The organism is Thermochromatium tepidum ATCC 43061, assembly GCF_009664085.1.
GTDB classification, from domain to species: domain Bacteria; phylum Pseudomonadota; class Gammaproteobacteria; order Chromatiales; family Chromatiaceae; genus Thermochromatium; species Thermochromatium tepidum.
In genome coordinates, this window is the sequence record NZ_CP039268.1 from 922,495 (window position 1) to 943,771 (window position 21,277).

At 63.8% G+C, this 21,277-nt stretch carries 18 protein-coding genes and 1 tRNA gene; 14 read left to right on the plus strand and 5 right to left on the minus strand.

Annotation, left to right across the window (positions count from 1 at the left end; translation table 11 throughout):
- Positions 1–7 precede the first annotated feature (7 nt).
- From nuoN to ubiA, 5 genes are all read left to right on the plus strand, one after another.
- Complete coding sequence (nuoN, locus tag E6P07_RS04290) at positions 8–1,444, plus strand: NADH-quinone oxidoreductase subunit NuoN (RefSeq protein WP_153974476.1); 1,437 nt, start codon at positions 8–10, stop codon at positions 1,442–1,444.
- 91 nt (positions 1,445–1,535) lie between these two features.
- A complete protein-coding gene (gene dapA / locus E6P07_RS04295) occupies positions 1,536–2,411 on the plus strand; it encodes a 4-hydroxy-tetrahydrodipicolinate synthase (RefSeq protein ID WP_153974477.1) in 876 nt (291 codons plus the stop codon).
- 301 nt (positions 2,412–2,712) lie between these two features.
- Positions 2,713–3,885: an outer membrane protein assembly factor BamC gene (gene bamC, locus E6P07_RS04300; protein WP_153976133.1), complete on the plus strand. Its 1,173-nt coding sequence runs from the start codon at positions 2,713–2,715 to the stop codon at positions 3,883–3,885.
- 198 nt (positions 3,886–4,083) lie between these two features.
- A tRNA-Leu gene (locus E6P07_RS04305) sits at positions 4,084–4,168 on the plus strand.
- 91 nt (positions 4,169–4,259) lie between these two features.
- Positions 4,260–5,159 (plus strand): 4-hydroxybenzoate octaprenyltransferase, encoded by a 900-nt coding sequence (gene ubiA, locus E6P07_RS04310; RefSeq protein WP_153974478.1) that lies wholly within the window; start codon positions 4,260–4,262, stop codon positions 5,157–5,159.
- 67 nt (positions 5,160–5,226) lie between these two features.
- Here the strand turns inward: ubiA and E6P07_RS04315 are convergent, their stop codons facing one another.
- On the minus strand, positions 5,227–5,778 hold the full coding sequence (locus E6P07_RS04315; protein WP_153974479.1) for a hypoxanthine-guanine phosphoribosyltransferase: 552 nt from the start codon (positions 5,776–5,778) through the stop codon (positions 5,227–5,229).
- Positions 5,775–6,857 carry a beta-N-acetylhexosaminidase gene (nagZ, locus tag E6P07_RS04320; RefSeq protein WP_153974480.1) on the minus strand — a complete coding sequence of 361 codons (1,083 nt, stop codon included), beginning with the start codon at positions 6,855–6,857 and terminating at the stop codon, positions 5,775–5,777. The genes E6P07_RS04315 and nagZ overlap by 4 nt, the downstream gene beginning before the upstream one ends.
- A gap of 257 nt (positions 6,858–7,114) precedes the next feature.
- On the opposite strand from nagZ, the gene ftsH reads away from it, so the two are divergent.
- Complete coding sequence (gene ftsH, locus E6P07_RS04325) at positions 7,115–9,034, plus strand: ATP-dependent zinc metalloprotease FtsH (protein ID WP_153974481.1); 1,920 nt, start codon at positions 7,115–7,117, stop codon at positions 9,032–9,034.
- A 107-nt stretch (positions 9,035–9,141) separates the two neighbouring features.
- Here ftsH and E6P07_RS04330 read toward each other — a convergent pair whose 3' ends face one another.
- From E6P07_RS04330 to argH, 3 genes are all read right to left on the minus strand, one after another.
- Positions 9,142–9,387, minus strand: a complete 246-nt coding sequence (locus tag E6P07_RS04330; RefSeq protein ID WP_153974482.1) for a BolA family protein — start codon at positions 9,385–9,387, stop codon at positions 9,142–9,144.
- 120 nt (positions 9,388–9,507) lie between these two features.
- The gene (locus E6P07_RS04335) at positions 9,508–11,088 is read right to left on the minus strand and encodes a peptide chain release factor 3 (RefSeq protein WP_153974483.1); all 1,581 of its coding nucleotides are present in this window, start codon (positions 11,086–11,088) and stop codon (positions 9,508–9,510) included.
- Between the two features lie 73 nt (positions 11,089–11,161).
- Complete coding sequence (gene argH, locus E6P07_RS04340) at positions 11,162–12,562, minus strand: argininosuccinate lyase (protein WP_153974484.1); 1,401 nt, start codon at positions 12,560–12,562, stop codon at positions 11,162–11,164.
- A gap of 95 nt (positions 12,563–12,657) precedes the next feature.
- Here argH and E6P07_RS04345 point away from each other — a divergent pair, with 95 nt between their 5' ends.
- From E6P07_RS04345 to rbfA, 8 genes are all read left to right on the plus strand, one after another.
- A complete protein-coding gene (locus E6P07_RS04345) occupies positions 12,658–13,428 on the plus strand; it encodes a HesA/MoeB/ThiF family protein (protein ID WP_153974485.1) in 771 nt (256 codons plus the stop codon).
- A 243-nt stretch (positions 13,429–13,671) separates the two neighbouring features.
- Positions 13,672–13,950 carry a hypothetical protein gene (locus E6P07_RS13860; protein ID WP_246172924.1) on the plus strand — a complete coding sequence of 93 codons (279 nt, stop codon included), beginning with the start codon at positions 13,672–13,674 and terminating at the stop codon, positions 13,948–13,950.
- Positions 13,951–14,014: 64 nt separating this feature from the next.
- Positions 14,015–14,755 carry an S-methyl-5'-thioinosine phosphorylase gene (locus E6P07_RS04355; RefSeq protein WP_153974486.1) on the plus strand — a complete coding sequence of 247 codons (741 nt, stop codon included), beginning with the start codon at positions 14,015–14,017 and terminating at the stop codon, positions 14,753–14,755.
- 86 nt (positions 14,756–14,841) lie between these two features.
- Positions 14,842–15,753, plus strand: coding sequence for a hypothetical protein (locus E6P07_RS04360; RefSeq protein ID WP_153974487.1), 912 nt, complete (start codon positions 14,842–14,844; stop codon positions 15,751–15,753).
- 330 nt (positions 15,754–16,083) lie between these two features.
- Positions 16,084–16,560: a ribosome maturation factor RimP gene (gene rimP / locus E6P07_RS04365; protein WP_153974488.1), complete on the plus strand. Its 477-nt coding sequence runs from the start codon at positions 16,084–16,086 to the stop codon at positions 16,558–16,560.
- A 48-nt stretch (positions 16,561–16,608) separates the two neighbouring features.
- On the plus strand, positions 16,609–18,132 hold the full coding sequence (gene nusA, locus E6P07_RS04370) for a transcription termination factor NusA (protein WP_153974489.1): 1,524 nt from the start codon (positions 16,609–16,611) through the stop codon (positions 18,130–18,132).
- Positions 18,129–20,894 carry a translation initiation factor IF-2 gene (gene infB, locus E6P07_RS04375; protein ID WP_153974490.1) on the plus strand — a complete coding sequence of 922 codons (2,766 nt, stop codon included), beginning with the start codon at positions 18,129–18,131 and terminating at the stop codon, positions 20,892–20,894. The genes nusA and infB overlap by 4 nt, the downstream gene beginning before the upstream one ends.
- A complete protein-coding gene (rbfA, locus tag E6P07_RS04380) occupies positions 20,891–21,274 on the plus strand; it encodes a 30S ribosome-binding factor RbfA (protein WP_153974491.1) in 384 nt (127 codons plus the stop codon). The genes infB and rbfA overlap by 4 nt, the downstream gene beginning before the upstream one ends.
- The last annotated feature ends 3 nt before the right edge of the window (positions 21,275–21,277 follow it).

Consider the following 21,277-nt stretch of genomic DNA (forward strand, 5'->3'; position numbering starts at 1 on the left):
AACGCCCATGTCATTCGACGCCGCCAATCTGCTCTCCATCCTGCCCGAGATCGCCATCCTCGTGACCGCGAGCGTGGTGCTGATCCTGGATCTCTATCTCAAGGACCAGGACAAGGGCCTCAACCACAGCCTGACCCTGCTCGGTCTGGTGATCGCCATTGCGCTGACCGGCCTCGTCGGCGGCGACGAGGCCCAGGTGCTCTTCGACGGCAACCTGATCCGCGACGCCATGACCGACCTGCTGCGGGGCGCGATCCTCATCGTCAGCATCCTGACCTTCGTCTATGCGCGCCCCTGGCTCCAGGATCGTGGGATGCTGGTCGGCGAGTTCTATGTGCTCGGACTGCTCGCGGTGCTCGGAATGCTGATCATGGTCTCGGCCAATGGCTTCCTGACCCTCTATCTGGGACTCGAACTCCAGGCGCTCGCCCTCTATGCCCTGGTCGCCTTCGACCGCGACTCCGGCAAGGGCGCCGAGGCGGCGATGAAATACTTCGTGCTCGGCGCGCTCGGCTCGGGCCTGCTGCTCTATGGTGTCTCGATGATCTATGGCGCGACCGGCTCGATCGAGTTCGCATCGGTCGCGGCGGCGGTCGCCGAGCAGGGTCTGTCGAACCAGGTGCTGGTCTTCGGCATCGCCTTCCTGGTGATCGGCATCGGCTTCAAGTTCGGCGCCGTGCCCTTCCACATGTGGGTGCCAGATGTCTATGAGGGCGGACCGACCCCGGCGCTGCTGATCTTAGGCAGCGCGCCCAAGATCGCCGCCTTTGCGCTCGCGGTACGGATGCTGGTCGATGGTCTGCACGGCCTGCACCCGGACTGGCAGGGGATGCTGGTCATCCTGGCCGTGCTGTCGATGGGTCTGGGCAATCTGGTCGCCATCGCCCAGTCCAACATCAAGCGGATGCTGGCCTATTCGACCATCTCGCATGTCGGCTTCATCTTCCTGGGGCTCTTGGCCGGCTCCGAGCCGGGCTATGCCGCCGCCATGTTCTATAGCATCGTCTATGCGGTGATGGCGGCGGGTGCCTTTGGCATCCTCTTGATCCTGAGCCGACAGGGCTGCGATGCCGAGCGGTTGGAGGATCTCAAGGGCCTGAACGACCGCGATGCCTGGTATGCGGCCATGATGGCGCTGATCATGTTCTCCATGGCCGGCGTGCCGCCGACGGTCGGCTTCATGGCCAAGCTCTTGGTGTTGGAGGCCGTGGTCCGGATCGATATGGTGTGGCTGGCGCTGGTCGCGGTGTTCTTCTCGATCATCGGTGCCTTCTACTACCTGCGGGTGGTCAAGTTCATCTACTTCGACAAACCCGCCGAGGAGGCACCGGCGCTGGTCACGAGCAGTGGGGTACGCCTGGCCATGACGCTCAATGGGCTGGCATTGCTGGCACTGGGACTCTTCCCTGCCGCGCTGCTCTCGATCTGCCAGGCTGCATTCTAGCCGCGCCGTCGGCGGCGGTTGTGGTTGTGGGAGACAAGCCGCGCAAGCTACCATGTGGCCCTATTTTTAGGCTCTAGCTTGGGAGTTGAGCATGTTTCGCGGCAGCATTGTGGCACTCGTCACGCCCATGCACGCCGATGGGGAGATCGATGACGCGAGCCTGCAACGACTCATCGATTTCCATGTCGCGCAAGGCACCTCTGCCATCGTCTCGGTCGGCACCACGGGTGAGTCGGCCACGCTCGACGAAGACGAACACTGCGCCGTCATCCGGCGCACGGTCGAGTTCGCCGCTGGACGCATTCCGGTCATCGCCGGCACCGGCGCCAACTCGACCCGCGAGGCGATCACGCTCACGCGCTGCGCCCGCGAGGCCGGGGCCGATGCTGCGCTGCTGGTCACGCCCTACTACAACAAGCCCACTCAGCAGGGTCTCTATCTGCACCACAAGGCCGTGGCCGAAGCCGTCGACATCCCGCAGATCCTCTACAATGTCCCAGGTCGTACCGCCTGTGACATGCTTCCCGAGACCGTCGCCCGGCTCGCCGAGATCGACAACATCGTCGGGCTCAAGGAGGCCACCGGCGATCTGACGCGCGTCGAGCGTCTGCGTGCCGACTGCGGCCCCGACTTCGCGCTCTACAGCGGCGACGACGCCACCGCGTGCGAATTCATGCTGCGCGGTGGCGACGGCGTCATCTCAGTGACGGCCAATGTGGCGCCGCGTCTGATGCAGGCCATGTGCGAGGCCGCGCTCACCGGAGAACGCGAGCGTGCCGAGGCCATTAACGCCCAGCTCGCGGCCCTCCATCGCGATCTCTTCGTCCAATCCAATCCGATTCCGGTCAAGTGGGCCGTTGCCGAGCTGGGGCTCTGCGAGCGCGGGATCCGTCTGCCGCTGACCTGGCTGACCGATGACTGCGTACCCTGTGTGCGTCAAGCCATGATCCAGGCGGGACTGCTGTGATCTCTGTAACCCGACCAAGTAAACAACCCTCGACTGAAGTCGAAGGCTTTATTGTGAGACGCAGCAAACATGGTTGACCACATCCCCAACATTGGGCGTGTTTACAGCCGCCCTTGGCAGCGGGGCCCCGCTGCCAATCCGGGCAAGGTTTTGACTGGCGTTACAGTCGGCGTGCGCCCGGAGACCACACTGTATTATACACCACATGGTGCGCTTCGCGCACCCGCCATTCCTCCCGCGACTCAAGTCGCGGGTTTCCTTGCGGAGGGTCTATGATTTCTAGGTTGAGAGGTTCTTGACTGTGAAACCAGGTTTCAAGTCCGTCTTGACGCTTGCCCTATTCATACCCTTGCTGGTCACGGCGGGTTGCAGCATGAGCGAGATCCAGGACAGCCTGCCCGATCAGCGTCTCGTCTATAAAAAACAGCGCGAGGCGTCCGAGAATCTCGAGATTCCACCGGACCTGACCGCCGGTCGCTTCGACGACGCGCTTGATATTCCAGCCGTTGATCGTCCGACGACCTTCTCCGAATACGCCGGAGGGCGCGAGCAACGCCAACGAATCGCCAGTCAGGGCGATGTGCTCCCCCAGGTTCAAAACGTCGAACTCAAACGACGCGGCGGCGAGCGCTGGCTCGAGGTCCAGGCCGCGCCCCAGACCCTTTGGCCGCGACTCGTTGCCTTCTGGCGCGAGCAAGGCATCCTGCTGACCGAGCAGAATCCGACCCTCGGTGTGATGCGCACCGACTGGCTCGACAACCGCGCCGAGATCCGCAAGGACTTCATCACACGCATGGTGAGCAAGGTTGCCGAGGGCCTTTATTCGACCTCAACCCGCGATCAGTACAGTCTGCGGATCGAGGAGGGGATCAAGCCGGGCACCACCGAGATCCGCCTGACCCATCGCGGTATGGTCGAACGCCTGGTGACGGATGGCATCGGCGACAACAGCCGCACCATCTGGGAGCCGAGCGGCTCGGACAAGGAGAAGGAGGCCGAGATGCTACGGCGTCTCATGGTCTATCTAGGCGCTTCCCAGTCCAGGGCCGCCGGTTCTGGAACCGAGGTCGCGGCTACAGGTCAGCCGGTCGGCGCCAACACGCGCCTGTCGATCGAAGGCGGCGTGCCCGTCATTCTCATCCCGCAGGAATTTCGTTCTGCGTGGCGACTGACCGGAACCGCGCTCGACCGCGCCGGTTTCGCCGTCGAGGATCGCGACCAGACCCAGGGCGTCTACTATGTCCGCTATGCCGGTCGCGGCGACCCGCCGCCATCCGACGGCAAGAAGCCAGGGCTCCTGTCGCGCCTGGCCTTCTGGCGCAAGAAGGAGGTCGATAGCGTCAAGCAATATCAGGTGAAAGTCAGCGGCAACGCGACCGAGTCGCGTGTAACCGTGCTCGCCGCCGACGGAACACCTGACCCCAGCCCAAACAGTCAGCGTATCCTGGGCCTGCTCCAGGAACAGATGCACTGATGCGAGGCCTCTTCGCAGCTAGAGCGCCGGCACCCTTTGGCCGCCCCTGACCCAGGGCCGTTGCGCCTTAACACCTCGCGCCGTCGTTGTCGTTCGACATTCGCCCCGGACTCTCAGCCGCCGTGTCACGGCTAGCGGGCCAACTCTATCCAAGCCCAATGCCGATCAGTATACTGGTTCGACTTCACTTCAGGCCCTGCCCGGGTGGCGAAATTGGTAGACGCAAGGGACTTAAAATCCCTCGGCTTCGGTCATGCCGGTTCGAGTCCGGCCCCGGGCACCATGGATTTTATACGGCTTGGGTCGTCGTCGACCGGCGCGGGCGTGGTTCCGGCACGACCTTGCCGCAAAGACAGGCGATTCGATCTCTCACCATGCGTCTCCCCGAGCTGAACGTCCGGATCCAAAGCCCCACGGGCTGGCGTAATCGTCTCTACCAATACTATCGGCTGGTACGTCTGCATCGACCGATCGGCATCTTTCTGCTGATGTGGCCGGCGCTCTGGGCGCTGTGGTTGGCCGGCGAGGGGCAGCCGCCTTGGTCGGTGGTGCTGATCTTCGTGTTGGGCGTGGTGCTGATGCGCTCCGCCGGCTGTGCCATCAATGATTACGCCGATCGCAACTTCGATGGCCATGTGGCGCGCACCAGTCAGCGTCCGCTCGCCACGGGGCAGGTGACGCCGCGTGAGGCGATCGGGGTGTTCATGGTTCTGAGCCTGATCGCCTTTGCCCTGGTGCTGCAACTGAACTGGCAGACGGTGGCGCTGTCCGTCGTCGCCTTGGCGCTGACCTTCGTCTATCCCTTCATGAAGCGCTTCACCCATGTGCCGCAGCTCTTTCTGGGCGCAGCCTTCGGCTGGGCGATCCCAATGGCCTTCACTGCCGTCACCGGCAGTATCCCGTTCCATGCCTGGGTGCTGTTCGTCGCAACTCTGATCTGGGCACTCATCTATGACACCCAGTACGCCATGGTCGATCGCGAGGACGATCTCAAGATTGGGATCAAATCGACCGCCATCCTCTTCGGACGCTGGGATCGGCTGGCGATCGGATTGTTGCAGCTCCTGATGCTCGGGCTGTTGGTCTGGATCGGCGAGGTGACGGGGCGGGGCGTCTTCTATCAGATCGGACTGCTGGCAGCGGCGGCGCTGGCGGTCTATCAGCAGTATTTGATCCGCCAGCGCGATCCGTCGCTCTGTTTCCAGGCCTTTCTCAACAACAACTACTTCGGCATGGTCATCTTCATCGGTTTGGTTTTTGACTACGCCCTCTGAACATGGCACGCCCGCGCCCCTCTCGCCCCGCAAGAGGGTGGTTGGGGAGGGGCCGGGCGGCTGCGACTCAACAATCGACATCCGCTACCGCATATAGCCCAGGGGCGTTGCGGAAGTAATTCTTGTAGTCGAGCCCATAGCCATAGAGATAACGATCCGGCACCCGGATACCGACCACATCGGCCGCGCAGGCATGTTCGCGCTCCTTCTCGACCAACACTGCCGTGGTCACACTGGCTGCGCCGTCCTCCCGGCAGGCCCGCACGATATGCTCCAGCGTGATGCCCTCGTCGAGGATATCGTCGAGCACCAGCACATGCTCGCCGCGAATGGCCTCGGATGGGCGATGGTGCCAGCCGATCTCGCCGCCGCGCGTGGCCCCTTGATAGCGGCTGGCATGGATGTAGTCGAGTCTGAGCTGGAAATCGAGCCTGGGCAGCAGCCGTCCGGTGACCACGGTGGCTCCAGTCATGACGCAGAGCACCAGTGGGTCCTTGTCGCCCAGGCGTGCGGTCAGAGCGGCGGCCATGCGGTCGAGCGCGGCCTCGATGTCATTCGCCGTGGCCAGACATTCGGCGCGGCTGGCAACAGCCGCGTAAGTCTGAGGATCGAGTTTCATGATTGGTTTTTTGGCTCCGGAGTCGTGGGATCCTCGAGCGGCAGCTCGAGCGAATTGTGGGTTTTGAGTTGGGCGATATGGCTCAGGGCGCGGTGCCATTCGGGGCTTTCATGCAGCCGGACACGATCGAGCGGCTTACGCCCGTGCATCCGCAGTAGTCGCAGACTGGTCGCCGGATCGCGATGGTCTTTGAAGGCCGCAAGCATTGAAACGGCCGCCGGACGATTGTTGCAGATCAGGAGCATATCGCAGCCGGCCGCCACCGCCGCCCGCGCGCGCTCAACATGATCACCGGCCACGTCGGCGGCCGCCATGTTGAGATCGTCACTGAAGATAACGCCCTGGAATCCGAGCTGCCGACGCAGGATCTGGCGCAACCAGAGCGGCGAAAACCCCGCCGGGCGCGGATCGATACGCGGATAGATCACATGCGCCGGCATGATCGCCTCAAGCCCTTGGGCGATAAGCCGCCGGAAGGGAACCAGATCCTCCAGTTCTAGATCGACGAGGGGACGCTCGTCGCGTGGTAGATCGGTGTGTGAATCGGCCTCGACCCCACCATGCCCCGGGAAATGCTTGCCGACACTGGCCATGCCCGCCTGATGCGCACCGCGCATCCAGCTCGACGCCAGCTCACCGACCACCTGCGGATCGGCGCTGAAACCACGATCACCGATCACGCGACTGATACCGCGATCCAGATCCAGCACGGGTGCGAAGCTGAAATCCACCCCGACCGCACGCAACTCAGCGGCCATCAGCCAGGCGATGGACTCGCAGGCAGCGCGTGCCTGGGCTGGACGCTCGCGATGCAGCCGGCCCAGACACCCGGCCGGCGGCAGGCGCGTAAAACCCTCGCGGAAACGCTGCACCCGTCCGCCCTCCTGATCGACGCCGATCAATAGGGCCGGTTCGCGTAGCCTGTGGATGGTCGTTGTCAGCGCCGTGAGTTGTTCGGGTGATTCGTAGTTACGCGCGAACAAGATGACGCCACCGACGGCCGGATGACGCAGCAGTTCGCGCTCCTCGGCGTCGAGCGCCGTTCCCGCGAGATCGAGCATGATGGGGCCAAGTGGCATGGTCAAACCCGTCGCTGAGGCATTCGACGCCAGATTAACGAGCCGGCAGGCAGACGGCAACCCAAAACGCGGAACCCATCCTCGTTTCCGAACTCCAATCCGCGCGCAAACCCTGATAAGCTCCGATCAACAGGGGTTCATCGCGAACCTTTTCTATTGCATTTATAGCTCAAGGCCCGATCTAGCCTGTCAAGACAGGCGAGGTCCAGACACCGCGCCCCGACTTCAGTCCGGTCAACGAGGACAGCTCCGATACCATGAATGCCAAGATCCTGAACATCTTACTCTGGATTGCCGTCACCTTCTGGCTGGTGATGATGCTCAACAGTTTCACCGCCTCCGAGCAGACCGAGGCGCGCACGCTCAGCTACACCCAGTTCCTGCAGGAGCTCTCCAGCGGTGCCATCAAGGAGGTCATCATTCAAGACGCCAGTATCAAGGGCATACGCGGCGATGGCTCGCGGTTCGAGACCTATGATCCGGGTGATCCCGGACTGGTGGGCGATCTGCTTAAGCATAATGTGGTCATCCGCGCCAAGCCGCCCGAACAGCCGAGCCTCTTCATCCAGCTGGTGGCCGCCTGGATGCCCTTCATCGTGCTGGCCGGCATCTGGATTTGGTTCATGCGTCGTGGCGTCGGTGGTGGCGCCGGAGGGCTCTTCGACTTTGGCAAGAGCCGCGCGCGTCAGCACGCCGAGGGCGAGGTACGGGTGACTCTGCGCGATGTGGCCGGCATCGATGAGGCCAAGGAGGAGGTCGGTGAGCTGGTCGATTTCCTGCGCAATCCGCAGAAGTTCTCCAGCCTGGGCGGACGTATCCCGCGCGGCGTGCTCATGGTCGGTCCGCCCGGTACAGGCAAGACGCTTCTGGCGCGTGCCATCGCTGGTGAGGCCAAGGTGCCCTTCTTTAGCATCTCGGGCTCGGACTTCGTCGAGATGTTCGTCGGTGTCGGTGCCTCGCGGGTGCGCGATCTGTTCGAGCAGGCGAAGAAGCATGCGCCCTGCATCATCTTCATCGACGAGATCGACGCTGTGGGGCGCCGGCGTGGTGCGGGCCTTGGCGGCGGGCACGATGAGCGCGAGCAGACTCTCAACCAGCTCCTGGTCGAGATGGACGGCTTCACCGGCAACGAAGGCGTGATCGTGATCGCGGCGACCAACCGCGCCGACGTGCTCGATCCGGCGCTGCTGCGTCCGGGGCGCTTTGACCGTCAGGTGGTGGTCGGGTTGCCGGATCTGGCCGGACGGGCTGCCATCCTGGAGGTCCACATGCGCAAGGTGCCGATCGCTGAAGATGTCGATGCGCGCACCATTGCACGCGGCACACCGGGTTTCTCGGGCGCGGATCTGGCCAATCTAGTCAACGAGGCGGCACTGTTTGCCGCCCGTGCTGGCCTGGAGGAGGTCAACATGGCGATGTTCGAGAAGGCCAAGGACAAGATCATGATGGGGGCCGAGCGGCGCAGCATGGTGATGTCCGAGTCCGAAAAGAGGCTGACTGCCTATCACGAGGCCGGACATGCCATCGTTGGTCGACTGGTACCGGATCACGATCCGGTGCACAAGGTCAGCATCATCCCGCGTGGTCGGGCGCTGGGCGTGACCCTGTTTCTACCCGAGCGCGATCGTTACAGCCTGACCAAGCGCCAGTTGGAGAGCCAGATCTCCAGTCTGTTTGGTGGACGGCTGGCCGAGGAAATGATCTTCGGACCCGAGCAGGTAACGACCGGGGCCGCCAACGATATCGAGCGCGCCACAGAGATCGCGCGCAACATGGTCACGCGCTTCGGTCTGTCCGAAACCATGGGTCCTTTGGCCTATGCCGAAGACGAGGGCGAGGTGTTCCTGGGCCGCTCGGTGACTCAGCAGCGTAAGGTCTCGCCCGAGACGGCGTTGGCGATCGATCAGGCGGTGCGCGACATCATCGATCGCAACTATCAGCGCACCAAGCGGATCCTGGAAGAGAACCTCGACAAGCTCCATGCCATGGCCGAGGCGTTGCTGACCTATGAGACCATCGGCAAGGAGCAGATCGACGACATCATGGCTGGTCGGCCGATGCGCAAACCCGACGAGAACGGCGGCGGTCGCCCGACGACCAAGGCCGATGGCGGCCATGAGGCAACCCAGGGCAAGGGCGCCCCAGGTCAGCCACCGATTGCCATCGGCGGGGTTTGAACGGATTCAATCGGACTAAACAGGCCCTCGCGATCGCTCGCAAGGGCCTCTTCTTGTGCGGTGTCTCATTTAAGAATCCACGGCCTTTAGACCGTGCAGGTGAAAGGCTACTCGAGTTTTACGCCGGCCTGCTGAGCCGGCGTGCGCGCCTTGATGGAGAGCGCGTGCAGCTCGCCGCTGGCCAGTTGCTCCCGGACCGTCTCCATGACCAGACGCTCGCGCTTGATGAGCGACAGGCCCTCGAAGGCGTCGCTGACGACGATGGCCTCGAAATGGGCGCCATCCCCAGTGACCTGGACCTCGGCCCCGGGCAGTCCAGCGCGAATGAGTTGTGCGACTACTTCGGTTTCCAAGTTTTGACTCCTCATCATTCAGCCGCGTAGGTTGGGTTGCTGTTGTTCGGCAACCCAACACTGGCACCATCATCATGCGAGGTTGGGTTGGCTGAGCCAACCCAACCTATATTGCTCGATTTACAGCTCGCGCGTGGCCAAAAACCGCACCTCGGGCCAGCGCTCCTCGGCCAGGCTCAGATTGACCATCGTTGGGGCCAGATAGACGAGCTGATCGTCGCCGTCGAGTGCCAGGTGCTCGTAACACCTCTCCTTGAAGCGTTCCAGGACCCTGGGGTCATCGCACTGGATCCAGCGCGCGGTCTTGATGCCCACCGGTTCGACCACGGCCTCCACGCCATATTCGGCCTTCAACCGATAGGCCGCGACATCGAACTGGAGCAGGCCGACCGCGCCCAGGATCAGATCGTTGTTCTTCAGTGGCCGGAACGACTGAGTGGCGCCCTCCTCGGAGAGCTGCAAGACGCCCTTCTGCAACGCCTTCATCCGCAACGGATCCTTGAGCACCAGGCGCCGAAAGAGTTCGGGCGCGAAATAGGGGATGCCTTCGTATTTGAGATCCTCGCCCTCGGTGAAGGTATCGCCGATCTGGATGGTGCCGTGGTTGTGCAGACCGATGATGTCGCCTGGCCAGGCCTCCTCGACATGGCGGCGCTCATCGGCCTGGAAGGTGATGGCGTTGGCGACCTGGATGGTCTTGCCGATGCGCACATGACGTAGCTTCATGCCCTTCTTATAGCTGCCCGAACACACGCGCATGAAGGCCACCCGGTCACGATGGGCCGGGTCCATGTTCGCCTGGATCTTGAACACGAAGCCGGTAAAGGCGGGTTCATCCGGGGCGACACGGCGCTGGCGGGCCTCGCGTGCACGCGGCGGTGGGGCATAGGCGACGAAGGCATCGAGCAGTTCGCGCACGCCGAAGTTGTTGATCGCCGAGCCGAAGAACACCGGCGTCTGCCTGCCAGCCCGATAGGCGGCGAGATCGAGCGAGTGGCTCGCGCCCTCGACCAGCTCCAGCTCGGCGCGCAGCTCCTCGGCCTGCGCGCCGAGCACGGTGTCCAGGCGTGGATTGTCGAGCCCCTCGATGACCTCACCCTCGAGGATCCGACCACCGTGCTGGGCAGCGAACAGATGGGTGCGACAGGTACGCCGATCATAGACCCCTTTGAAGCGCTTGCCCATGCCGATCGGCCAGGTCACGGGGGCGCATTGGATCTTCAACACGCGCTCGATCTCATCGAGGATCTCGATCGGATCGCGCCCCTCGCGGTCGAGCTTGTTGACGAAGGTCAGGATGGGAGTGTCGCGCATCCGGCACACCTCCATCAGCTTGATGGTCCGTTCCTCGACGCCCTTGGCCACGTCGATCACCATCAGGGCCGAGTCGACCGCGGTCAGGGTGCGATAGGTGTCCTCCGAGAAGTCCTCGTGACCGGGCGTGTCGAGTAGATTGACGATGGCCTCGCCATAGTGAAACTGCATCACCGAGGAGGTGACCGAGATGCCGCGCTCCTTCTCCAGCTCCATCCAGTCCGAGGTGGCGTGACGTGCCGCCTTGCGCCCCTTGACCGTACCGGCAAGCTGGATGGCGCCGCCGAACAGCAAGAGCTTTTCGGTCAGTGTGGTCTTGCCGGCATCGGGGTGCGAGATGATGGCGAAGGTGCGCCGCTTGGCGATCTGTTCCTGGAGTTCGGTCATGGTATCTGGGTCGGTGCGGATGGATGAGGCACTACAGGGTGTCTCAAGGAGAGGTGTGCTGTCTTCCAGGGCGTTAGGGGCGCTGGTTCAAGCGCTGGCGTCCACGTTCGATGGCAGCGCGCACCTGGGCCGGCGCCGTGCCCCCGATGTGGTCGCGTGCGGCGACCGAGCCCTCGAGTGTCAGTACAGAAAAGACATCGGCCTCGATCGCTGGCGAGAATTGGCAAAGCTCTTCGAGGGTCAGTTCGGCCAGATCGCGCCCCTCGCGCACGCCGAGCGCGACCGCGCGTCCGACGATCTCATGGGCATCGCGGAAGGGGATCCCCCGGCGTACCAGATAGTCGGCTAGATCAGTGGCGGTGCTAAAACCCTGTTTGGCCGCCGCGCGCATCCGGTCGCGGTTGCAGGTGACATGCGCCATCATCTCGGCATAGACCCTGAGTGTGCCCTTGAGGGTATCCACGGTATCAAACAGCGGCTCCTTGTCCTCCTGGTTGTCCTTGTTGTAGGCCAGCGGCTGGGACTTCATCAGGGTCAGCAGACCCATCAGATGGCCGAAGATGCGCCCGCTCTTGCCGCGCACTAGCTCGGGCACATCGGGGTTCTTCTTCTGGGGCATGATCGAGGAGCCGGTGCAGAAGCTGTCGGAAAGCTCGATGAAACCAAACTGGGCCGATGACCAGAGGATCAATTCTTCTGAGAAACGTGACAGATGCATCATCAGGATGGCGGCATCCGCCGTGAACTCGATGGCGAAGTCGCGATCCGAGACCGCATCGAGCGAGTTCTCGGCGGGGCGGTCAAAACCGAGCAGCGCAGCGGTGTAGTGACGGTCGATGGGATAGGTGGTCCCCGCCAAGGCAGCTGCCCCCAGGGGTGAGACGTTCAGCCGCCGCCGGCAGTCGGCCAGACGCTCACGGTCGCGCTCCAGCATCTCGAACCAGGCCAGCAGGTGATGGCCGAAGGTGATGGGCTGGGCGACCTGGAGATGGGTAAAACCCGGCAAGATGGTCTCGGCCTCGCGCTCGGCCAGATCCAGGAGCGCGGTTTGCAGCCGGGCGATCTCGGTGCGGATGGCATCGATCTCGTCGCGCAACCACAGTCGCACATCGGTGGCGACCTGATCGTTACGCGAGCGCCCGGTGTGGAGCTTTTTGCCCGCGTCGCCGATCTCGGCGGTCAGGGCCGATTCGATGTTCATGTGTACATCCTCGAGCGCGATCGACCATTCAAACTCACCGGCGTCGATGCGCGCCCGGATCCGCTCCAAGCCCGCGACGATGGCCTCGCGTTCGGCCTCGGTCAGGATCCCTTGGCGGGCGAGCATGGTGGCATGGGCGATCGAGCCCTGGATGTCGTAGCGATAGAGCCTGTGGTCGAACGCGACCGAGGCGGTAAAGGCCTCGACGAAGGCGTCGGTCGGGGCATTGAAGCGCCCGGCCCAGGGCTTGGCAGAGGAGTTCGAGTCTGACATGGAGGGGATCCAACGGCTGCAAAAGGATCATAATTTTACACTGAGGCCGGCTGCGGCCTAACATGTGTGCCATATTTCGTACGGAATAAGCCTCCATGACCGACGACGAGCTGCTGCGTTACAGCCGCCAGATGCTACTGCCCCAATTCGGCATCGAGGGTCAGGAGCGTCTGCGTGCGTCCAGCGTGCTGGTCGCTGGACTCGGCGGACTCGGCTCGCCGGTGGCGCTCTATCTGGCAGCGGCCGGGGTCGGGCGCTTGCTGCTGGCCGATTTCGACCGCGTCGAGCTGTCCAACCTGCAACGTCAAATCCTGCACACCACAGACCGCCTCGGTCTGCCCAAGACCGAGTCGGCCCGGCGTGCGCTCCAGGCCATCGCGCCGAACGTCGAACTCATCTCTGTCGATGCACCGCTCACGCCCGAGACCCTGCCCGAACTGGTTGGAGACGTGGATCTGGTCGTCGATGGCTGTGACAACTTCGCCACCCGCTTCGCCATCAACGCCGCCTGCCAGGCGGCACATGTCCCGCTGGTCTCGGGCGCGGCGATCCGGTTGGAAGGACAGGTGGCGGCGTTCAGCGGCCGGCCCGGCGGTCCCTGCTATCGGTGTCTCTACCCGGATGAAGGTACGCTCGATACCAGCTGTGCCGCCAATGGCGTGCTGGCGCCACTGGTCGGGATCATCGGCAGCCTCCAGGCGACCGAGGTGATCAAGATCCTCACTGGCCTCGGCACCCCCTTGTTCGGGCGCCTGCTCCTGCTCGATGCGGCGCGGATGGAGTGGCGCGAGGTCCAGTTGCACCCCGATCCGGCCTGCCCGGTCTGTTCCAAGACCGCCGACACCAGATCTTCTGCGGCTTCCTGAGGAACCAACCCGCCGTGTCCATCCACTGCGACGTCAGCCCGACCGAGATCAAACAGGCCAACCTCCCGCACGAGCTGTTTCTCATCAATCTGGTCGGAAACCATATCCTGATGACGGTGGCGCTCGGCGGGCTCTTCGGCGCGGCCCCCTGGTCCATGCTGATCGTGCCGCTCCTCTCTTTCGCCATCCTCGGCTATACGCTCCGGCGCGCGCCGGTCGCGCCGATGCGACTCCTGGTATGTGATGTGTCACTGGCAGGTATGTGCGCGCCGCAGCCGGATCTTCATGGCGCTGCTCGGACTGTTGCTCGTGGTGGCGGGTCTGGGCTGGCTGGGCTATGCCAACGGGCTCATGATCAAGGAGGCCGCAATCGCCCTGGTGGTCGGCATCGGTATCCTGCCGCTGATGGTCACGCTCTTGGTGCTGGTCGTGATCGAGTCCGATGCGCTCTATCACGCCAATCAGGCCCAGCTCCCGGACTGGGTCGTCGCGCGTTTTCCACCTCCGTCCGGCGACCCTTGATACCGGTTTGGCTTCGAGCGCGCTCTCCGGTAAACTTCCAAGACTTTATCGCTTAAGGTGGCGCATGGGTCTTCTCGCGATCATCGGCGGCTCGGGATTTTCGAGCCTTCCGTCTCTGACAGTGCTTGAATCCAGGTCGGTCGAGACGCCCTATGGGGCGACCTCGGCGGCGGTTGCGCGCGGGCGGCTTGCCGAGTGCGAGGTGCTGTTCCTGCCGCGTCATGGACCCTCGCATCATCTGCCGCCGCATCGCGTCAACTATCGCGCCAATCTCTGGGCGCTTCGCGCCTCGGGGGCCGATCGCGTCATTGGGCTGGCGTCCGTCGGCGGGATCACGCCGAGCTTCGGCCCGGGCACGCTGGCGGTCCCGGACCAGATCATCGACTATACCTACGGACGCGAGCATACGATCTATGACGGCCTCGCGGGGGGCATCGAGCACATCGATTTCACCGAACCTTACTGTGAGTCGCTGCGCCAGGCCCTGATCTCGGCCTGTGCGCGCGTGGGCGAGACTGTGGTGGCGCGCGGGACCTATGCCGCAACCCAGGGGCCGCGTCTGGAGTCGGCCGCCGAGATCCGGCGTCATGAACGGGATGGATGCGACATGGTTGGTATGACGGGCATGCCCGAGGCGGGTCTCGCACGCGAACTCGGTCTCTGCTATGCCAGTCTGGCCTTCGTCGTCAATTGGGCCGCCGGTAAGAGTGGCAACGTCATTACCATGAAGGAGATCGAGGACAATCTGGCCCTGTGTGTCGAGCGGGTGTCGACGGTCCTGGAGGCCGTGGCGGGCGCCGATTGACGTCTTTAAGGGCCTGGATCGATGGACATTGGCTCCAATCACTGATCGAAGATCCAACATTTCGCCTATTCGCAGGAGAAAACAGAATGTCCGACTCTGAAGAAAAGAAACCGTCTCGTTCGGGTCTCGGCTGGTTTCCAAAACTCATCCTCTGGGCGGCGGTCATCGGCTTTGGCTATGTCTATCTCAGCTCGGTCGATCGCGAGAGTGGCACCATCACGGCTTCATCCATGCTCGACTCGATCGCCAAGCTGAATCCGGTCCCGCTGTCGTCGCTGCCGGGTTTCTCCGGCAAAGAAGAGCCCGCCGCCGAGTTGTCCAAGACGGACCAGACGGAGAACACCGCATCCAAGACCGAAGCCCCCGCCAAGCCGGTGGCTCAGACCGAGGGGACCGCCAAGCCGACCACCTCCACCGAGACCCCCAAGGCGGTCGAGGCGTCCAGGCCCGCGCCCCAGCCGCCGGTCAGCTATGCCTCCGTTGCCCTGAAGGCACCGGCTGAACCCGCGCCGGCTCCAGCGGCCCCGGCTACAACCGAGAAGCCGGCGCCGACCGCGCCTGGGGCGGCAACGACCGAGAAGCCGGCCGCGCCTGCGGTGGTGGCAACCGAAAAGCCCGCGCCGGCCCCGACCGCGCCTGCGGCGGCAACGACCGAGAAGCCGGCCGCGCCTGCGGTGGTGGCAACCGAAAAGCCCGCGCCGGCCCCGCAGGCCTCCCAGTCGGCACCGATGTCACCACCCGCCGCCATTCCTGCTCCGGGCGAGTCCACCCCCATGGCGCGGATGCCAAGCCCCGAATGGGCTGCTCAGCGTGAGCAGCAGCGCGCCGAGATGATGGCCCAGTACGAGGCCATGCGTCGTGCGGCCGACGAGTGGAGGCGCCAGTACTGGGACCGGATGCGTGAGTCCATGCCCATGCCCATGCCGGTGATGCCCTATGGCTACCCAGTTTATGCACCTGGTTATGTGCCCGGCGTCTATGGTCCGGCGGTGCGCTGAGTCGACTGCTTCAGCGTGGTGTCTGCACTGGGCAGCCGGTAAGGTTGTCAGGTCGCAAGGATCGGACGCGAGGTATGTGCGCCCCCAGGCTTCTAGCCTGGGCGGGCGCACCCTCTCCTCGATGGGCGCCTTGAAATTACATGAATGGGGGCGTATAGTTTGCCCCCTTATAAGGAACAGGCGGATCCTGTAACACAGAATCGTCTCCATAAGACCCCGTTACGGGGTTTTTTTATCGCTCGCGAAATGGCGCCGATCGTCCGGAAGCCTGTGGGCAGGGTTATGCGGTTGGGCCTATGGCCCAATTTTTGTTTTTACGTGGCGCACAGTATGCAAGCAGCCGACAGCCAACTCACTCTCCTCGCCCGACGCGTCGTCGAGCCTCTTGGCTACGAGCTCGTTGGCGTCGAGTATTTCCGGAAGGGCGGCGGAGCGACGCTACGGGTCTACATCGATCATGAGCGCGGCATCACCCTGGACGATTGCGCGGCGGTCAGTCATCAGCTGAGCGGCGTCTTGGATGTCGAGGATCCGATCGCGGATCAGTACGACCTCGAAGTCTCCTCGCCTGGTCTGGATCGTCCACTGGTGTTTCCCGAGCACTTCGCGCGCTTTGCTGGATCTCGGGTTCGGATTCGTCTGAACGAAAAGGTGGAGGGACGGCGCAAGCTGGAAGGCATCCTCCTGGGGCGGGTGCCGGGCGGCATCGCACTGCGCACCGAGGAGCGTGATTGGGAGATCCCCTTGACGAGCATCGAGTCAGCCCGCCTGAGCCCAGACTTCCCGGGGCGTCCGGGTTCGCGTTGATCCCGTCGTTTTTCACTCTGGCCGCGGTTCAAGCTGGATATTGGTGGAATGAGCAAAGAGATCCTGAATGTCGTTGAAGCCATCTCCAACGAGAAGGACGTCCCCGAAAGCGTGATCTTCGAGGCGATCGAGGCGGCGCTCGCCTCGGCGACCCGCAAGAAGTATGGCAGTGAGATCGACGTGCGTGTGACCATCGATCGCAAGACCGGACACTATCGTTCCTTCCGGCGCTGGGAGGTGGTTCCAGATCCCGAGGACGGTCGGCTGGAGGCCCCATCACGTCAGATTACCGCCTCGGCTGCGGCCATCCTGGAACCGGATCTGCGCGTCGGCGACTTTATGGAAGAAGAGATCGAGCCCGAGGTCTTCGGTCGCATCGCCGCCCAGATTGCCAAGCAGGTCATTGTCCAGAAGGTGCGCGATGCCGAACGCGCCAAGATCGTCGACGCCTTCGCCGCGCGCCGGGGCCAGCTCGTGACCGGTGTCGTCAAGAAGACAGAGCGCGGTGCCATCCTGCTTGATCTGGGCAACAATGCTGAGGCGCTCATCCCGCGCGATCACGTCATCCCGCGTGAGTCGGTGCGTCCTGGGGATCGACTGCGCGGCTATCTCTATGATGTGCGCGCCGAGCAGAAGGGACCGCAGCTCTTTGTCAGCCGGACCATGCCGGAGTTTTTGATCGAACTTTTCAAGCTTGAGGTGCCCGAGGTCGGCGAGGGTCTGATCGAGATCCTGGGGGCGGCCCGCGATCCGGGTGTGCGCGCCAAGATCGCGGTGCGCACCCGCGACCCACGCATCGATCCGGTCGGTGCCTGTGTCGGCATGCGCGGCTCGCGCGTGCAGGCCGTCTCCAACGAGCTCAACGGCGAGCGCGTCGACATCATCCTCTGGGACGAGAACCCGGCTCAGTTCGTCATCAATGCCATGTCGCCGGCAGATGTGGTCTCCATCGTCATCGACGAGGAGGCACGCAGCATGGACGTTGCTGTCAAGGAAGAGAATCTGGCCCAGGCCATCGGGCGTTCCGGTCAGAATGTTCGTCTGGCCGCCCAGCTGACCGGTTGGGAACTGAACGTCATGAACGAGAAGGACGCCGCTGCCAAGAGCGAGCAAGAGGCGCGACGCTCGGCACAGGTGTTCATGGATCAACTGGGCATCGATGAGGGGCTGGCCATGCTCCTGGTCGAGGAGGGCTTTTCGAGCGTTGATGAGGTGGCCTATGTGCCGCTAGAGGAGATGCGAGCCATCGAGGATCTCGACGACGAGACCATTGAGCTGCTGCGTCAGCGTGCCAACGATGCCCTAGTTACGCGTGCCATTGCCAACGAGGAGGTCAGCGAAGTGGCCGGTCTGACGCTGTTGGCGCTGGAGGGCATGGATGAGGGGCTTGCCAAACAGCTCGCCGAGCGCGGTATCGAGACCCTGGACGATCTCGCCGACCTGGCGGTCTCCGACCTCATGGAGATCGATGGCATGGACGAGGCGCGGGCCGCCCGTTTGATCATGCAGGCGCGCGAGCCGATGTTCGCGAATGCTCCAAAGGATATAGAGGTACAAAGGGTCAGTTCATGAGTGAAGTCACGGTCAAGCAACTCGCCTCAACGGTCGGCATTCCGGTCGAGCGACTCCTCGCCCAGCTGAAGGATGCAGGTATCCGTGCCGGCAATGCGGACTCGACGCTGACGGAGCAAGAGAAGGTGCAATTGCTCGCCTATCTACGTCGTAGTCATGGCAAGGATGCGGGTGAGGCCGACGGTGGTCCGGGTCAGGTCACGATCAAGCGTAAGTCGGTCAGCGAACTGCGGGTCCCAGCGGCCGCGCCACCACGTGGCAACACACTGAATTCGCGTCCCATGCCGACCGCGCGTGGCGGCAAGACGGTGAGCGTCGAGGTGCGGCGCAAGCGCACCTATGTCAAGCGCGCCGACGAGCCGGCAACCGGTGCTGAGCCGACTCCGAAGCGGTCATCCAATGACCGTGCTCGCACCGGACGCGAGCGTGCGGCGGCCACCAGTGCCGTGATCGATGAGGCGCGCCGTCGTGCCGCACTGGAGGCGATGCGTGCCGAGCAGGAGGCGCGTCGTCTCGCCGAGCTGGAGGAGCAGGGGCGTCGTGCCCGCGAGGAAGAGGCGCGCCTGGCGGAAGAGCGCCGACAGGCCGCCGAGGCACGCCGTCGCGCCGAGGCCGAAGAAGAGGCACGCCTGCGCGCCGAGCGCGAGGCCGCCGATCGTCAGGCGCTCGAACTGAGCCATGAGGCCGTGATCGAGCCGATGGTTGAGGCCGATGATCCCGAGACCGAGAGGCGCGTGCGTCGCACCGAGACCGTCAAGCCGAAAAAGGCTGCGAAGAAGGCGGCTGAACCGATTGAGAGAGACAGGGAAAAAGACCGTCCGGCCAAGAAGATCATCCGCCGGGAGGTGGCGCCTGTGCGTGTCCGCGATATCGCGGTTGCCGCGCGCGGGGATTATGAGGATCTCGAGAGCCCTGGCAGCCACGGTCCGCGTCGGCGCAAAAAGCCCGCCAAGCCCCAGCTTCAGGACAAACATGCCTTCCAAAAACCCACGGCACCGGTGGTGCGCGAGGTCGAGATCCCCGAAACCATCACGGTCGCCGAGCTGGCCAATCGCATGTCGGTCAAGGCGTCCGCGGTGGTCAAGGAGTTGTTCAAACAAGGCATGATGGTCACCATCAATCAGAACCTCGATCGCGACACTGCGATCCTGGTGGTCGAGGAGATGGGCCACAAGGCCATCGTCGCCGACGAGCGCGACGCCGAGGGCGCGCTGCTCGATGAGATGCAGGAACAGGAGGGCCAGTTCGAGGCCCTGCCGCGTCCACCCGTGGTCACCATCATGGGCCATGTCGACCACGGCAAGACCTCGCTGCTCGATTACATTCGCCGCACCCGTGTGGCCTCGGGTGAGGCCGGCGGCATCACCCAGCACATCGGCGCCTATCATGTCGAGACCCCCAAGGGGACGGTCACCTTCCTCGACACGCCCGGTCATGCCGCCTTCTCGGCCATGCGGGCCCGGGGCGCCAAGGTGACGGACATCGTCGTCCTGGTCGTCGCGGCGGATGACGGCGTCATGCCACAGACGGTCGAGGCGATCCAGCATGCGCGCGCCGCGGGTGTGCCGCTGATCGTGGCCATCAACAAGATGGACAAACCCGAGGCCAATCCGGATCGGGTGATGCAGGAGCTTGCCCAGCATGAGGTGCTGGTCGAGGACTGGGGCGGCGACACCATGATGGTCAGGGTCTCGGCCAAGACCGGCACCGGCATCGACGAGCTGCTCGACGCCATCCTGCTCCAGGCCGAGGTGCTCGAACTCAAGGCGCCGGTCGAGGGCCCGGCGCGCGGTGCCATCATCGAGTCGAGTCTCGACAAGGGCCGCGGTCCAGTGGCCACAGTGCTGGTGCAGTCCGGTACGCTCAAGCGTGGCGACATCATCGTCTCCGGTGGCGAGTATGGCCGGGTGCGCGCCATGTTCAACGAGTCGGGTTCGCCGGTTGAGTCGGCTGGGCCCTCGATCCCGGTGCAGGTGCTGGGTCTGTCGGGCACGCCGAACGCGGGCGATGATGTCATCACGGTCAGTGACGAGCGTCGTGCGCGCGAGGTCGCCGAGCTCCGCGCCGCCCGCTCGCGTCAGAGCCGTTTCGACGAGCAGCGCGGCATGAGCCTCGATCAGCTCTTCACCCAGTTCAAGGACGGCGAGCAAAAGACGGTCAACCTCATCCTCAAGGCCGATGTTCAGGGCAGCCTGGAGGCGCTGCGTGAGAGTCTGCTCAAGCTCAGCAATGACGAGGTCAAGGTTGCCATCGTCGCCTCGGGCGTGGGCGGGATCACCGAATCCGATGCCAACCTGGCCGTGACCTCCAACGCCATCCTGCTCGGCTTCAACGTCCGCGCCGATGCCGCCGCGCGCCGGGTGGTCGAAGAGAAGGGTCTGGATCTGCGCTATTACAGCGTCATCTACGAGCTGATCGATGCGGTGAAGCAGGCGATCTCGGGTCTCTTGAGCCCGATCGTCACCGAGGAGATCATCGGTTTGGCGGAGGTGCGCGACGTGTTCCGTTCCTCCAAGTTCGGGGCCATTGCCGGCTGCATGGTGGTCGAGGGCGTCATCAAACGCAACAACCCGATCCGCGTGCTGCGCAACAACGTCGTGATCTACGAGGGTTCGCTCGAGTCGCTGCGACGCTTCAAGGACGATGTCTCCGAGGTCAAGCACGGCCTCGAGTGCGGGATCGGTGTGAAGAACTACAACGACGTGCAGCCCGGCGACCAGATCGAGGTCTTTGAGCGCACCGAGAAGGCCCGCCTCCTGTGAGCGAACGCGAATTCGATCGTACCGAGCGCATCGGTGCCGAGATGAAGCGCATCCTGGCGGTATTGCTACGGGATCAGGTCAAGGATCCGCGTCTAGCCGACATCACGGTGCATGAGGTGCGGGTGACGCGCGACCTCGCCCACGCCAAGGTCTATTTCACCTGCTTTCCGTTCGATGCGGATGCCGAGGCGCAGGAGCGGCTGCTCAACACCCGGCTTGCCGGCTTCTTGCGCCATGCGCTGGCCCAGGAGATGCGGCTGCGGGTCATGCCGCAGCTGCACTTTGTGCACGATGAATCCATCGCTCGGGGCCAGCATCTAGCGGACCTGATCGATCAGGCCGTGGCCAAGGATCGGTCCTTGACCGAAGGGGGGCACTGAGAT